Below are 14523 nucleotides of genomic sequence, written 5' to 3'. Positions count from 1 at the left end.
GCATTGTTCAAAAAAGAGAAAGAAGCGCCCGGTTTTTGTGGATTTCCACAAATTCAACCGCGCGCTTCATACTTGGCCAATTTAATATCGATGTATAATTTGATTTTTTGGTTCATGTCATGGAGATCCAGTTCCGCGATGTCAGCGATCCGCTTTAGTCGATACGTGAGCGTGTTTGGATGAACATTGAGAACGTCGGCGGTTTCTTGTACGTTTTCATTATGGTCAAAAAACGTTTCGAACGTTTTCACCAAGTCGCTCTGGTGTTTCTGGTCGTACGATTGCAGCTTTGTTAACGCCGGGTTGGTCCATTCCCCTTGCCGCTTTTGTTCAAGCAAAAAATCGAAAAATTGGTAAATGCCAAGCTGGGCATAGCCGTAAACGGACTTCATTTCATCGCCGAGTTTTTCTTTCAGCGCCAGCACGGCGAGCGCTTCGCGGTAGCTTTTTTCAATGAGGCGGTAGCTGCCATATACGCCGCCAAACCCGCATTGCACCTCATGGATGTGAAACCGTTCTTTCATTTTGGCGGCGAATGACTCGATGAATCGTTGAAGCTCTTTCAACGGCTGTTCGGTTTTCGGCGCCGCCAGCAAAATGACGTCGCGGCCGTCGGTCGTGTAAAGAGGGAGTGGAAGCTGCTGGGTCGTTTGCAGCAGGTAGGAGATTTGCCGCTCCATTTCATTCGTCAAATCAGCCGCAAAGCGGAAGACGACAACGGCAAACGGCGGCGCTGCCGTCATTTGCATCGCGGCAAGGTGGGCGCGGATCTCGTCTTCGGTCGCGATATGGCCGGTGAGCAACTTCCAAAACAGCTCTTGCACCCGCTCTTCTTTTTTGTTTTTGCGCATATACAGCTGCAACACTTTGTTTTTCGCCGCTTTGGCCGCCAGCTTCAGCCATTCCATTTCCTCAGGTGTGAGCGTCCGGTTCGTTTCGAGCACCCAAATGAAGCCGATCACCTCATCGTTTTTCCAAATCGAGACGGCGACGCGGCTGCCGAGGCCGACATCTTCAATGGGCGGCACGCGCACCGGCTCGCGGCTTTTGAGCAACGCCGGGATGGCGCCCTGTTTCCATAAGCTGTTGATCACTTTTTCCGGCACGCGCCGGCTGATGATCGTCGCCGTCCGCGCCGGATCGGTGTAGTCATCATGGGCGCTGTAGGCGATGAGGCGATGGTTGGCGTCTTCAATCGTCACCGGGCAGCGCAGCACATCGCTGACGCGGTCGGCAAACTCCTCAAGGCTGTCAAACTCGCCGCGGAATGGGTCAGCATATGAGGGCATCTTAATTTCTCTCCTAACCTAAATGTTAAGCTTTGTATACGTTCAAGTGATGTAACGCTTTCATCATAACCTATGTCACAGCGGCTGTAAATCAACATGTACAAGTGTATCTTAAGCGAAATTATACTGTATTTGGAAGGTTGATAAAAACGACAATATCTCATTCTTTTACGCTCGTTTTCATGAGAAATAGAAATTAAGATTTAGAAGGCTGGTGAAAACCGCTGATTCCCTTCAACAATTGACTATATATTTTACCAATTATTAATATACAAAATATTCATTGACAAAAGGAGATATATCACATTAAAATAAATCTAGCTTAAATCTGTCGACAGTCGACAAAGTGAGGGGAGTCAGATGAATCAAACTCAGCCAGACCGATCCGCTCCCTTTTATGAGCAGATTTATCATTTGCTGCGCCAGAAAATTCTCCACGGTGAATTCAAAGCAGGAGAGCGTATTTATGAGGCGAGGCTGGCTAGAGAATTAAATGTAAGTAGAAGTCCGGTGCGTGAGGCGGTAAGAGCGCTTGAAAAAGAAGGATTGCTTCGAATCGATCAGAAATCTCGGATCATGGTATACAAGCCAACGATACGGGATATGGAGGAAATCTATCATTGTCGTATGTCCCTTGAGTCATTGGCTGCTAAGTTGGCCTGTGAACGAGCTTCTGATCATCAATTGAATGAGATTGAAGAGGTGCTTAGGAAAACTGAACAAAGCATTATAAGTGGAGATCTCGAATCTGTGATCAAATTTAACGCTCAATTTCACGATCTCATAGTTTTGTTCAGTGGGAACAGCGTACTGAACAAGATGCTAGAAGGGCTTAGATCACTGGCTTACTATTATCGAAAGTTAAATGTTTATGGGCCAACAAGAGCGAAACAAATTTTAGAGGAACACAGGGAGATTTTATTTAGAATGAAAGAACGAAAAGTAGAGGAAGCAGCAGAGACAATGAGGATACATATTCAACACGATTTATTTCACCTAAACAAAATATTAACACAAAATGAGCAAGGGGGTGAAAAATTTGACTAAATGGGAAATTGCCGTAATCCCCGGTGACGGCATCGGCAAGGAAGTGGTGCCAGCAGCGCTTGACGTGCTGCAGGCGGTCGCCGATGTCCATGGGGGAATAGCGTTTTCGTTCACCGAATTTCCGTGGAGCTGCGACTACTATGTTGAACACGGTCAAATGATGCCGGATGACGGGTTGTCAACTTTGCGAAATTTTGCTGCGATTTTTCTCGGAGCGGTTGGCAATCCAAAGCTTGTGCCGGATCATATTTCGCTTTGGGGGTTGCTTCTCAAAATTCGCCGCGAGTTTGAACAAGTGATCAACATTCGCCCGGCAAAATATTTCCGCGGCTTATCCTCGCCGCTAGCTGAGCCGCGCGACTTTGATTTCGTCGTCGTCCGTGAAAACAGCGAAGGGGAATATAGCGAAGTCGGCGGGCGTATCCATCGTGGGGAAGATGAAATCGCCATCCAAAATGCCGTGTTTACCCGTAAAGGAACGGAGCGGGCGATGCGTTACGCGTTTGAACTGGCCCGAAAGCGGAAAGGGCATGTGACGAGCGCAACGAAATCGAACGGCATTTTCCATACGATGCCGTTTTGGGACGAAGTGTTCGCCGATGTCAAGCGCGACTACCCGGATGTCGCGACCGCGTCGTACCATATTGACGCGTTAGCCGCCTTTTTCGTGACAAGGCCACATACGTTTGACGTCGTTGTCGCGAGCAACTTGTTCGGCGACATTTTGACCGATCTTGGCGGCGCCATTATGGGCAGCATCGGCATCGCCCCGGCAGCGAACATTAACGTCAACGGCAACTATCCGTCGATGTTTGAGCCGGTACACGGCTCGGCGCCGGACATTTACGGCAAAGGCATCGCCAACCCGATCGGGCAAATTTGGACGGCGAAACTCATGCTTGACCATTTCGGTGAAGAAGAGCTCGGTGCTCTGTTGTTAAGAGTAGTGGAGGACGTCACCGCTGATGGTGTCAAAACGCCGGATCTCGGTGGCACGGCGACGACGAAGGAAGTGGCTGCGGAAATTTGCCGGCGCCTGAGGGCGTACGCGTAATGGATGGGAATGATGACTATACGTCTCAATAAGGAGGTGCAAACCTAGTTGCTGCATTCCGCTAGAAGGCCGGTGACTTAAGGGGGGAATACTGCTCTCCAACAGTGTTTCTCAAACGGAAAAACCTTGCAATGTCATCATTTCATTCCTTGTGATTTCTCACCAATCGAGCGAATCGGTTGTTTTTCACCAGCCTTCTAGGAGTATAAGGGGAGAAATTAGATGTGACGGCTGAATGATTTCGACGCCGTGTTCTTCCCCTTTACCCTATGCAAAGGATGCAGCTGGGCAACTAGGGAAAGGATGAAGTATATATCCGCAGATCGCATTGGCGGCGTTGTAACCATCTTAGCAGGCGGAATCGCGCTAACTGAGGCTATACGTTTATACCCGACGAGGGTCAGTTTAATGATTGGTGATCATACAATGCCTGCCGTTGTTGGTTTCCTTATGATTATTCTAGGAATCTTGCTTCTTTTTGCGAAAAGTGAAATCTTCCATGTAGAATTTCCTGAGAAAAAAACTTTGTTGAGCATTATTGGTACACTTGGTCTTTTGTTTGCTTATTGGGTTTTGTTCCAATTCATCGGTTATGTTGTTAGTACGTTTGTTATCTCGGTTTTGTTGTTTAGAATGATTGGTTCTTATAAGCTTTTTCCCCAAGCGCTATTCTTCGGGGCTGCACTGACAGCGTTTTTGTACGTTGCATTCGTATATTTGTTATCCATTCCATTCCCAAAAGGGCTGATGGGCATATAAGAAAGGAGGGAACATGGTATGGAAGCGTTGAGCATGCTTCTATCGGGATTTTCGGAAGCGTTTACACCAATGAATTTGTTAGCTGCTTTAGTCGGGGCGTTTGTTGGTACTCTTGTCGGCATGTTGCCAGGGCTAGGACCGACATCAGCCATTGCCATTTTGCTTCCCCTAACAACGGTGCTTGGGCCGACCCAAGGGATCATTATGCTCGCCGGAATTTATTATGGGGCGATGTATGGAGGATCCACAACCGCCATCTTGCTTAACATTCCTGGGGAAGTATCATCTGTTCCGACTTGTCTTGACGGCTATCCGATGGCTAAACAGGGGAGAGCAGGGGCAGCGCTCGGCATTGCAGCGATCGCTTCCTTCATTGCGGGAATCATCGGGGTTATCGGTCTAGTGTTTTTCGCCCCGTTGCTTGCCGATCAGGCACTAAAGTTCGGTCCACCTGAATATTTTTCTTTAATGTTGTTAGCGCTTACGGTCATTGTAAGTTTGGCGGGCAACTCTTTGCTTAAAGGGTTGATTATGGGGCTGTTTGGCTATTTGTTAGCCATGGTAGGAATGGGACCTTCTGGGCAAGTCCGTTTTCATTTTGGCATTGATGCATTAAGTGCTGGGTTTGATATGATTAGTATCATTATCGGACTGTTTGCCGTAACGGAAGTGTTAAAGGGAATGGAAGAAAAACATGCCGCTATTTCAGCAAGCAACATCGGCAGCGTGTACCCAAAGTGGCCTGATTTCAAACAAAGTTTCCCGTCCATTATGCGAGGAAGTTTCATTGGCTTTTTGTTAGGCCTTTTGCCAGGCTGTTCAACGGCTGTATCCACGTTTTTAGCCTACGATGTCGAAAAGAAAGTATCAAAAAATAAAGCGAATTTTGGAAAAGGCGCGATCCAAGGCGTGGCAGCGCCGGAATCAGCGAACAATGCAACGAGTTCGGCTGGGTTTATCCCTTTGTTTGCATTAGGAATACCAAGTTCTGCTCCGCTCGCTATTTTATTAGCCGGATTAATGATTTACGGATTGGCGCCAGGTCCGGTATTGTTTGAACAAAACGGGAGTTTCGTTTGGACTGTAATCGCTAGCATGTTTATCGGGAACATCATGTTGCTGATCCTAAACCTCCCGCTCGTTGGTTTTTGGGCAAAGCTGACGCAAATTCCATTTGGCATCATTAGCCCTATTATTCTCGTTCTTTGTTTCGTCGGTTCTTACACGGTTAGAAATAACGTATTGGATGTGCTTGTAACTATTGTATTTGGCATACTCGGTTACATTTTCTATAAATATCGGTGGCCTGTTGTCCCGCTTATTTTATGTTATATTCTTGGGCCGATGCTCGAACAATCTTTTGTTCAGTCGTTATCTATGTCAGGAGGCCGTTTTTCCATTTTTGTTGAGCGCCCGATTTCCTTGGCGATTTTAATTGGCGCAGCTATTCTTCTCTTTGTTTCTATTGTTTTGATTAGACGTACGAAATCGAGCGTCAAGCAAGCAGTTGGTTCGGAAGTAGACATCGCCGGCTAATAGATCGGTGATGAAATAAATGAATAATATCAGGGGGGAAATGTCGAAAATGAAGAGAATGAAAAAAGTCGCAAGTTTGCTGGCGAGTGTGGCACTGCTGGGAGTGCTGGCGGCTGGCTGCTCGCAGGAAACTGCAAAGAACAGCCCAGCTGGGTCAAGCGAAAAAGAGGTAAAATATCCGACAAAGCCAATCGAAATTACCGTTCCGTTTGCTGCTGGGGGAGGAACGGATTTAAATGCAAGAGCCATGAGCGAATACTTAAGTGAAAAGTGGGGACAACCGATCAACGTAGTGAACAAACCAGGAGCAGGCGGAGCTACTGGTACGTTGGAAGTGCTGAAGAAAGGATCGAAAGATGGCTACTCGATCTTGACACAAAGCGCTTCTGCTGGATCAGCGCTCTTTGCAGGAAATCCGAACTTGCCGTTTAAATTGGAAGACTTGCGCTTTATCGCCAGATTGGCTGTTGACCCGCTCGCTTATGTCGTTAAAGCGGATGCCCCTTGGAACAATTTAAAAGAGTTTAACGAGTGGGTGAAACAAAACCCAGACAAACTGACCTTTGCGAGCAACGGCACTACCGCGATTGCGACGTTTGGCGTTATCCAATGGATGGATAGCATCGGCGCGGACTTTTCTAAAGCAAAGCTCGTCATGACGAACGGTTCAGGGGATGCGCTTCCAAAGGTGGCTGGTGGCCATATTGTGCTCGGCGTGCAAGGGGTCAGCGAAGTCGCCAACTTAGTCAAAGCAGGGAAGCTAAAAATATTAGGCATTGCTTCATCGGAGCGAAGCCCTTATTTCCCGGACGTTCCAACGCTTGAAGAGCAAGGCGTCAAAGGTGTCACTGTCACTCAATGGTATGGAGTTTCGGCACCGAAAGAAGTTCCGGACGAAATCGTGAAAAAGTGGGAGAAATCGATTGAAGAAATGTTGAACGATCCTGTCTACCAAGAGAAGTTGAAATCGATTGTCGTTCAGCCTTCGTACTTAAATTCTGATGAATTTACAAAGTATGTGCAAGATGAAGTGGAAAGATTCAAACAAATAGCGAATGAAAAAGGATTAGTCAAGTAAGGAAAGAATAGCATATTTGACAAACGCGGCGTCCTTCTCTACCTTAAAGAGGTAGAGACATACATGTCTACAGGATGCCGCCGCTGGACCTGAAGTGTCCCCTTTTCTTGGTGGCGCTTTAGGTCTTTTTATATTTTAGAGACAGAAAGGATGACACACCTTGTTCAAAAAATGGTTTGGCAAACAACCACCGAAGGAAGAAACGATCGTTGCGCCGCTGAGTGGAACAATCGTGCCGCTGGAGGACGTGCCTGATCCGGTGTTTGCACAAAAAATGATGGGCGACGGCATCGCCATTGACCCGACGGACGGGGACGTCGTCGCTCCGGTGGACGGCGAAATCATTCAGCTCTTTCCGACGAAGCATGCCATCGGCTTGCGTTCGGAAGCGGGGGTTGAGCTGCTGATTCACGTTGGCATCGACACCGTATCGATGAACGGGGAAGGATTTACCGCCTATGTGAAGGCCGGCGACCGGGTGAAGCGGGGCGAGCGGCTCCTTTCTGTCGATTTGTCTCTCGTCCACGACAAGGCCAAAAGCACGATTACCCCGATCATTATCACGAACGGCGATGCGCTCGAAAGCCTTGAGAAAAAAGCGGAAGCCTCAGCGGCAAAAGGCGAGACCGTCTTATTTCATGTGAAAATGAAATAAGAGCGGCAGGGGGAGCATATGGCGTTTCGGAGCCATCGCTTCACCTTTTCCTTGATACGTCATCGCTCGAACTGTTCGTCAATGACGGCGAAGAAACGTTCACCGCCCGGTTTTTCCCGCATCCGGATGACCGAACGATCCTGTTCGGAACCCATGGACATCTTCATATGGATATCGAGAAATGGGACTTGTTAAGATGAACTTGCACTGAAAAGGCTGCCAAACAAGCGCTAGTCGTTTGGCGGCTTTTTTATCGTTCCGGGTCAAGAAGCTCCATTCCCAAGCGAGGGTGTAGGGGAGAGATCGTTTCCGTGTGGCGGTTCGTTTTGTGAGAGAATGAGCAATAAATGATTGAATTTGCCCCTTTCCCCTTCTATAATGAATATAGATCGTGTCTTGACACTAATAATGACAGGGGGATACACATGAATCAACCGACGATTTCCCAGCGCAAGCTGTTAGGCATTGCTGGTCTCGGCTGGCTGTTTGACGCGATGGATGTCGGCATGTTGTCGTTTTTGATGGCCGCCTTACAAAAAGACTGGAATTTGACGGCCAGCCAAGTCGGCTGGATCGGCAGCGTCAACTCGATCGGCATGGCCGTTGGGGCGCTCGTGTTTGGGTTGCTTGCCGACCGAATCGGCCGGAAAAACGTTTTTATTTTCACATTGTTGCTGTTTTCCCTTGGCAGCGGGCTGTCGGCGCTGACGACGACGTTGGCGGCATTTTTGGCACTTCGCTTTTTAATCGGCATGGGGCTTGGCGGCGAGCTGCCGGTCGCGTCAACGCTCGTCTCGGAAGCGGTGCCAGCTAAGGATCGCGGCCGGGCTGTCGTGCTGCTTGAAAGCTTTTGGGCCGGCGGCTGGCTGCTGGCGGCGCTCATTTCCTATTTTGTCATTCCGGCTTACGGCTGGCGGACGGCGTTGTGGCTATCGGCTTTGCCGGCGCTGTACGCCATTTACTTACGCCTCCGGTTGCCCGACTCGCCACGGTTTATGGCAACGAAAAAAGAGGGAACGGTATGGGACAATATCGCCAACGTATGGTCGGCACCGTACCGGAAGGAAACGATGATGCTTTGGATTCTTTGGTTTTGTGTCGTCTTTTCGTATTACGGCATGTTTTTATGGCTGCCAAGCGTCATGGTCATGAAAGGGTTCAGCTTAATTAAAAGCTTTGAATACGTGCTTGTGATGACGCTCGCCCAGTTGCCCGGCTATTTCAGCGCCGCATGGCTGATCGAGCGGGCCGGGCGGAAGTTCGTCTTGATCACATATCTGCTTGGCACAGCGGCAAGCGCCTACTTTTTCGGCACGGCCGAGTCGCTTGCGGGGTTGATGACAGCGGGCATTTTCTTGTCATTTTTCAACCTCGGTGCTTGGGGAGCGCTGTATGCGTACACGCCGGAGCAATACCCGACGTCGATTCGTGCGACCGGCGCCGGCATGGCGGCGGCGTTTGGCCGCATTGGCGGCATCTTCGGCCCACTGTTCGTTGGCTCGCTTGTCGCCAAAGGGGTGTCCGTGACAGCGATTTTCACCTTGTTCTGCCTGTCTGTCCTTGTCGCCGTCCTCTCGGTCACTGTTCTTGGTAAAGAGACGAAGCAACAGGAACTCGCCTAAGTTGACAAACGGAAACAGGGGCTATACCTTAAGGGTAAGCCCCTTTTGGTTTGGGAAAAATGAGAGAGGCGGTGGATTGTCCGTTGTGTCCGTCTGTATCCGTTGTCATCCCGACGTACAATCGTCCATATCCGCTTGCCGAGCTGCTTGAAGCGTTAAGCCGGCAGACGTACAAGCCGTTTGAGGTCATCGTTGTGAACGACGGCGGCGAGCCGATCGATGATGTCGTCACCTTGTACCCAGAGCTGGACATCCGCGTCATTGACCGCCGCGACAACGAAGGACATGTCGCGGCCCGCAACGCAGGCGTCCAAGCGGCGCGCGGCGAGCTCATCATGCTTTGCGACGACGATGATCTAGTGTTGCCGTGTCATCTCGAGCGGATGGTCGCGGCGCTCGAGCATGCGGACTTCGCCTATGCCGATGCGGAAATTGTCCAGTATCGGGTCGAAAACGATCAGCGCGTCCCGTTCGCTCGCTTCTTATTTGCCTATGAGTACGATTTGGAAGCGATGCGGACGTTTTCAACGTACGTCCCGTCCGGGAGCGTGTATCGCAAGTCGCTCCATGACGAAATCGGCAGCTTTGACCCGTCTATCCACAACTATTGGGATTGGGACTTCTTTTTGCGTGCCGCCTCTGTATGTCGCGTCGCCCGTGTCGCGGCGGCGACCGTGTTGTATGCGTTCAGCACGGATGGCGATAACATGTCGCGACAGCTCGACGACAGGCGGCGCCAATATTTGCGGCGGCTTTGCGAGAAGCATGGGCTCGGCGATTTGCCGGTGAAAAATTTCTGGCTTTTGCTTGACGAGCCGGAAGTCGCGCGCCGCCGCGCCGAAAGTGAAGTCATCTGGGACGGAAAGCCGATCGTGTCGCGATTTTGGGCGCAAAAAAAGAGAGGCAACTATTGACAGAGGTTTTGCGGGTTTGTTATTATAATGAGCAAAATCGCATAACGAATCGCGATGACGGATCAATAGTAGTTAACCCTCTCTTCCAAAGCGAGCCGGGGGCGGTGGAAGCCCGGTGAAGACGGTTAATGAAACGGCAGTCCGGAGCGGAAATGGAAAAAGGGGATGCGCTGTTTGCGCATCAACTAGGGTGGAACCGCGGGAGCTACGCTCTCGTCCCTAGGCGTCATGCCTAGGGGCGAGGGCGTTTTTGATTTGTTGGCACCATACACATGTGAAGGAGGATGATAACATGGCTGCAACCATGGAAGAAATCGTAGCCCACGCGAAACATCGCGGCTTCGTGTTTCCGGGGTCGGAAATTTACGGCGGGCTGGCGAATACGTGGGATTACGGCCCGCTCGGCGTCGAGCTGAAAAACAACATCAAACGGGCGTGGTGGAAAAAATTCGTCCAAGAGTCGCCGTACAACGTCGGTTTGGACGCCGCCATTTTAATGAACCCGAGAACGTGGGAAGCGTCCGGCCACTTAGGCAACTTCAACGATCCGATGGTCGACTGCAAACAGTGCAAAGCGCGTCATCGCGCCGACAAATTGATTGAGCAGGCGCTTGAGGAAAAAGGGATCGAGATGATCGTTGACGGCTTGCCGCTAGCGAAAATGGATGAGCTGATCCGCGAGCATGGCATCGCCTGCCCCGAATGCGGCAGCCGCGACTTTACGAACGTGCGCCAGTTCAACTTAATGTTCAAAACGTACCAAGGCGTCACCGAGTCGAGCGCCAACGAAATTTATTTGCGCCCGGAGACGGCGCAAGGCATTTTTGTCAACTTTAAAAACGTCCAGCGCACGATGCGCAAAAAATTGCCGTTTGGCATCGCGCAAATCGGCAAAAGCTTCCGCAACGAGATCACGCCAGGGAATTTTACGTTCCGCACGCGCGAATTTGAGCAAATGGAGCTCGAGTTTTTCTGCAAACCGGGCGAAGAGCTGAAATGGTTCGACTACTGGAAGCAATTTTGCAAGGAGTGGCTGTTGTCGCTCGGCATGAACGAAGACCATATCCGTCTGCGCGATCACGCGAAAGAAGAACTGTCCCACTACAGCAACGCCACCACTGACATCGAGTACCGCTTCCCGTTCGGTTGGGGCGAGCTGTGGGGCATCGCGTCGCGCACTGACTACGACTTAAAGCGGCATATGGAATACTCGGGCGAGGACTTCCATTATCTCGACCAAGAAACGAACGAACGCTACATCCCGTACTGCATTGAACCGTCGCTTGGTGCCGATCGTGTGACGCTCGCATTTATGATTGACGCGTATGACGAAGAGGAGCTCGAAGACGGCACGACCCGGACGGTCATGCATTTGCATCCCGCGCTCGCGCCGTACAAAGCGGCTGTCTTGCCGCTGTCGAAAAAGCTTGGTGACGGGGCGCGCCGCATTTACGAAGAGCTCGCGAAACATTTCATGGTTGACTACGACGAAACCGGCTCGATCGGCAAGCGGTACCGCCGCCAAGACGAAATCGGCACGCCGTTTTGCATTACGTACGATTTCGACTCTGAACAAGACGGCCAAGTCACCGTCCGCGACCGCGACACGATGGAACAAGTGCGGCTGCCGATCGGCGAGCTCAAAGCCTTTTTGGAGGAAAAGATCGCTTTTTGATGACAAGAACGGAGGCTGTCTCAAAAGATCGTGAAACCGAGCTTTCGCAGACAGCCTCTTTTTTTGATCCTTCCCCCCTTCTAAGAGACTGGTGATTTACTCGTGGATACGGCTTTGCCATCCCATTTCTTAACTCACATTTCGCACCCTCTTGACAAAAATCGGAGGATTTTTTTCATGTCGAATAAAACCTTGAAACACAAGAAAAGCAAAGGAGCTTTCCCATCTTACTTTTTCAATGTTTTCGCTTAGATTTGGAAGGAGGATTGGGGGAGTAAATATATTTTCGGATGGTTTTCCGATCGATCCCCAATTCCCTCGCAATATCGGAAATATCATTCCCCTTTCATACATCTCTTTGACCATAAAAAATTCCCCTCTCGTAATCATGAACCATAGCTCCTCTCATTGACAATATGGTTCTATTGTAAGTGGGTAATTTTATTCCGGCTATATTGGGGATTTTATCATCGGCTTTAACACCGATAGAGTTTCTGAATGACAAGAAGCTAATGACTAGTTGAATTTAACATGTTATAATATTTTTGGAAATATTTAATTAAAGGCTCTTCACCAAAAGTTGTACTTGATTTTTTCATCACACATCTTACTTATGCATCCACGAAAGAACAGGAAATCAATCATTTTTTGCCTACACCTGTTTAGAGAAGTTCACCGTCTGTCAAGTACATGTTTTGGTGATGAATCTTAATTACTTTGTAGCAAGAGCGATTACTTCTATCAAGATTTAGCAGGTGAGCCCAAATGTTATTTCTCATTTCGTCATTAGTTTTTCTTACGATCTGCATCGCTTTCTTGCCCTTTAACATGTTGCGGATGTATAAGCTGCAATAACTTCCAGTCAGCCGGCGAAAAAGTCCCTATCAGCAAATACGGAATCGTTAAAAAGATCAGCCGAAGCGTTGGAAATTTGTTGGCGTTTCTTAATATACAAATGAATGCTAAAAGGAGAAAGGTTTTAACGGAAAAGATTATGGGAGCCGGTTTGGCAGGCAAGTGGACCCCGTTAGATGTTTACAGCCTTCAGCTTATACTGCCTGTGGCAGTCTGTTTATTTTATTTGATGCTGGCTCTTGCAAGCGGCGAAAGCAGTTTTTATATATTTGCGCTTGCGCTTTCTCCTCTTTCATATGCTTTGCCTGTTGTTTGGTTAAATGGTGAGATACGGAAACGAAAGGAAACGATCAGCCGCGAGCTGCCGCATTATGTGAATTCTATCGCGATCATGTGCGAGGCAGGGTTGAACCTATTTCCTGCCATCAAGGAAGTGGCGACGCGTAAAAAAGGCGTGTTATCTGAGGAGTTAAAACAAGTGATATACGAGGTATCCTTAGGAATTCCGCAAACCGAAGCGCTTGAGAGGATGGCGGAACGTTGCCAAATTGATGAGGTCAGCCGGTTCGTTTCAGCCGTTAATCAAACGCTTGAAAGAGGATCATCCGGCATTACCGCCATTTTACGGCAACAGGCCACATAAGTGTGGGAAAATCGAAAAAAAAGGGCTCAAGAAATGGGCGCGAAGGCATCAGTCAAACTATTCTTTCCGCTTATGCTGCTTGCTTTTCCTTCCACCATCATTTTTATCTTAGGCCCGGTGTTAATGGAATTGGCAAAATTTATTTTCAGCTAACAATAGGAGATGAGAAGCATGAAAATTCCAATTATGGAACCAGCGACAGGTGTGTATTTGGATGCGATTCGAAAGTACATCAAGTTTCGGCAAGTGCCGCTTATGAGTGCGGATTATATTATCGGGGGAAAGAAGTATAGGTTAGTTGGTTTGTACAAAAAAGGGTGGTTTAGCAGGTTAGCGAATGGGGTTCTCAATAAATTTGTCGTTGTCGATCAATCTGGAGCCATTGTAAGGGATTTAGCTCTTTCAAAAAAAGCATTGAATTTCTATTATACCCTTGAAACTCTTTGTTCCGCCGAAAGACGCATATATGCTGCTTTAAAACATGATCCGTCTTTTTACGAACAGATATTAGAAAAAGCAGAGGACATTGTCGAGTTTTTAATGCCCGTTATGCAAAAAATGAGGTTAGGAGAAGAAAAATATAGAAGGGGATTCCAGCATTTTTTCGATTTTCTAAAGTTATGGAATGAGAAAAGCATTCTTTTAGAATCGTTAGCTAGAGAACTGTCGGAGCTTTTACCGCTCGTTTTAAAGAGGCAGCCCATTAATCAAGAAACATATGAGAGAATTAAAAAATTAGTTATTCAATTTATCTATTATTCAGACATAAGATCATTTGCCCTTATCGATCTTGAGTTAGAAGGACACTTATTCGCTGTAAAATTGATTTTATTAGAAGCAAAGTGTGATAAAACAAAATACAGGAAAATTATCGAGAACATGAAGACGATTGTTCGAGAAAGTTATGATGCTATACAAGTAACAAGAATGGAAGGCCTCAAATATGACAATACAATGGATCTTAATAAGATCAAGAAGATTGTTCAAAAGCAACGAGGCTCAAAAGAAGACATGATTGACGACCATGTTCATAAAGTGATTGATGAAAAATGGCTTTTAAGGGGGTGAGTGGAATGTAAGGAGAGGCTGTATACAATAAGAAATTTTGTATAAAAACAGGAGGTGTGGGACGTTTGCTGCGAAAGCAAAATGCGAAGCGTGCTATTAGTTCGCTCACATCTGCCCTAATGGTAATGTGGGGAATTCTTTTTGCATTCGGAGCAGCTAATGTTGCCGCGACGGAGAAACCAAAGCCGGATGTAAAAGAAAGCGACGAGTTAGATAATGTACTTACCGGAGTAAAAGTGGTTAACGGTATGGCTACTAATCTATATAAGCTGTAATAAAGAATTTCCACGGTTTTGTATTAACGTTCAAGCCAGTATATAATGCGAGT

The 14523-nt window shown here is 48.2% G+C and carries 14 protein-coding genes and 1 pseudogene; 13 read left to right on the top strand and 2 right to left on the bottom strand.

The features are described from left to right. Positions 1-53 precede the first annotated feature (53 nt). Positions 54-1289, bottom strand: coding sequence for a PucR family transcriptional regulator (locus GC56T2_RS16880; protein WP_144976830.1), 1236 nt, complete (start codon positions 1287-1289; stop codon positions 54-56). Between the two features lie 360 nt (positions 1290-1649). On the opposite strand from GC56T2_RS16880, the gene GC56T2_RS16875 reads away from it, so the two are divergent. The 10 genes from GC56T2_RS16875 to GC56T2_RS16830 all read left to right on the top strand — a co-directional run bounded on the left by GC56T2_RS16875 (position 1650) and on the right by GC56T2_RS16830 (position 11629). Further along, on the top strand, positions 1650-2336 hold the full coding sequence (locus GC56T2_RS16875; protein ID WP_144976828.1) for a GntR family transcriptional regulator: 687 nt from the start codon (positions 1650-1652) through the stop codon (positions 2334-2336). After that, a complete protein-coding gene (locus tag GC56T2_RS16870; protein ID WP_144976826.1) occupies positions 2308-3390 on the top strand; it encodes a tartrate dehydrogenase in 1083 nt (360 codons plus the stop codon). The genes GC56T2_RS16875 and GC56T2_RS16870 overlap by 29 nt, the downstream gene beginning before the upstream one ends. 303 nt (positions 3391-3693) lie before the next feature. After that, complete coding sequence (locus tag GC56T2_RS16865) at positions 3694-4149, top strand: tripartite tricarboxylate transporter TctB family protein (protein ID WP_144976824.1); 456 nt, start codon at positions 3694-3696, stop codon at positions 4147-4149. An 18-nt stretch (positions 4150-4167) separates the two neighbouring features. Next, the gene (locus tag GC56T2_RS16860) at positions 4168-5685 is read left to right on the top strand and encodes a tripartite tricarboxylate transporter permease (protein ID WP_144976822.1); all 1518 of its coding nucleotides are present in this window, start codon (positions 4168-4170) and stop codon (positions 5683-5685) included. Positions 5686-5734: 49 nt separating this feature from the next. Further along, entirely contained in the window at positions 5735-6763 is a 1029-nt protein-coding gene (locus tag GC56T2_RS16855; protein WP_186440032.1) for a Bug family tripartite tricarboxylate transporter substrate binding protein, read from the top strand. A 160-nt stretch (positions 6764-6923) separates the two neighbouring features. After that, the gene (locus GC56T2_RS16850; protein ID WP_144976817.1) at positions 6924-7418 is read left to right on the top strand and encodes a PTS sugar transporter subunit IIA; all 495 of its coding nucleotides are present in this window, start codon (positions 6924-6926) and stop codon (positions 7416-7418) included. After that, positions 7397-7618 (top strand): GH32 C-terminal domain-containing protein, encoded by a 222-nt coding sequence (locus GC56T2_RS16845; protein ID WP_370454573.1) that lies wholly within the window; start codon positions 7397-7399, stop codon positions 7616-7618. The genes GC56T2_RS16850 and GC56T2_RS16845 overlap by 22 nt, the downstream gene beginning before the upstream one ends. Before the next feature lie 225 nt (positions 7619-7843). Continuing rightward, complete coding sequence (locus tag GC56T2_RS16840) at positions 7844-9040, top strand: MFS transporter (protein ID WP_144976815.1); 1197 nt, start codon at positions 7844-7846, stop codon at positions 9038-9040. 83 nt (positions 9041-9123) lie between these two features. After that, positions 9124-9954, top strand: coding sequence for a glycosyltransferase family 2 protein (locus tag GC56T2_RS16835; RefSeq protein WP_144977439.1), 831 nt, complete (start codon positions 9124-9126; stop codon positions 9952-9954). Positions 9955-10246: 292 nt separating this feature from the next. Then, positions 10247-11629 (top strand): glycine--tRNA ligase, encoded by a 1383-nt coding sequence (locus GC56T2_RS16830; RefSeq protein WP_144976804.1) that lies wholly within the window; start codon positions 10247-10249, stop codon positions 11627-11629. Positions 11630-11870: 241 nt separating this feature from the next. Here the strand turns inward: GC56T2_RS16830 and GC56T2_RS16825 are convergent. Then, positions 11871-12019, bottom strand: a pseudogene (locus GC56T2_RS16825) (helix-turn-helix domain-containing protein); the annotation flags it as partial. Between the two features lie 544 nt (positions 12020-12563). Here GC56T2_RS16825 and GC56T2_RS16820 point away from each other — a divergent pair. The 3 genes from GC56T2_RS16820 to GC56T2_RS16810 all read left to right on the top strand — a co-directional run bounded on the left by GC56T2_RS16820 (position 12564) and on the right by GC56T2_RS16810 (position 14470). Then, complete coding sequence (locus GC56T2_RS16820; RefSeq protein ID WP_144976802.1) at positions 12564-13127, top strand: type II secretion system F family protein; 564 nt, start codon at positions 12564-12566, stop codon at positions 13125-13127. Between the two features lie 171 nt (positions 13128-13298). Further along, complete coding sequence (locus GC56T2_RS16815) at positions 13299-14195, top strand: hypothetical protein (RefSeq protein ID WP_144976800.1); 897 nt, start codon at positions 13299-13301, stop codon at positions 14193-14195. Between the two features lie 65 nt (positions 14196-14260). Beyond that, positions 14261-14470, top strand: coding sequence for a hypothetical protein (locus tag GC56T2_RS16810; protein WP_144976798.1), 210 nt, complete (start codon positions 14261-14263; stop codon positions 14468-14470). Positions 14471-14523: the final 53 nt, after the last annotated feature.

This window comes from Geobacillus sp. C56-T2 (assembly GCF_007829715.1).
GTDB lineage: Bacteria > Bacillota > Bacilli > Bacillales > Anoxybacillaceae > Geobacillus > Geobacillus icigianus.
The sequence above is the reverse complement of the archived record's forward strand: the minus strand, read 5'-3'. Positions and strand labels throughout refer to the sequence as shown.

What these genes read in the sequence shown, in the direction of transcription:
- GC56T2_RS16880 (WP_144976830.1), bottom strand. Translation starts at nt 1,289, where the DNA reads ATGCCCTCATATGCTGACCCATTCCGCGGCGAGTTTGACAGCCTTGAG.
- GC56T2_RS16875 (WP_144976828.1), top strand. Translation starts at nt 1,650, where the DNA reads ATGAATCAAACTCAGCCAGACCGATCCGCTCCCTTTTATGAGCAGATT.
- GC56T2_RS16870 (WP_144976826.1), top strand. Translation starts at nt 2,308, where the DNA reads ATGAGCAAGGGGGTGAAAAATTTGACTAAATGGGAAATTGCCGTAATC.
- GC56T2_RS16865 (WP_144976824.1), top strand. Translation starts at nt 3,694, where the DNA reads ATGAAGTATATATCCGCAGATCGCATTGGCGGCGTTGTAACCATCTTA.
- GC56T2_RS16860 (WP_144976822.1), top strand. Translation starts at nt 4,168, where the DNA reads ATGGAAGCGTTGAGCATGCTTCTATCGGGATTTTCGGAAGCGTTTACA.
- GC56T2_RS16855 (WP_186440032.1), top strand. Translation starts at nt 5,735, where the DNA reads ATGAAGAGAATGAAAAAAGTCGCAAGTTTGCTGGCGAGTGTGGCACTG.
- GC56T2_RS16840 (WP_144976815.1), top strand. Translation starts at nt 7,844, where the DNA reads ATGAATCAACCGACGATTTCCCAGCGCAAGCTGTTAGGCATTGCTGGT.
- GC56T2_RS16830 (WP_144976804.1), top strand. Translation starts at nt 10,247, where the DNA reads ATGGCTGCAACCATGGAAGAAATCGTAGCCCACGCGAAACATCGCGGC.
- GC56T2_RS16815 (WP_144976800.1), top strand. Translation starts at nt 13,299, where the DNA reads ATGAAAATTCCAATTATGGAACCAGCGACAGGTGTGTATTTGGATGCG.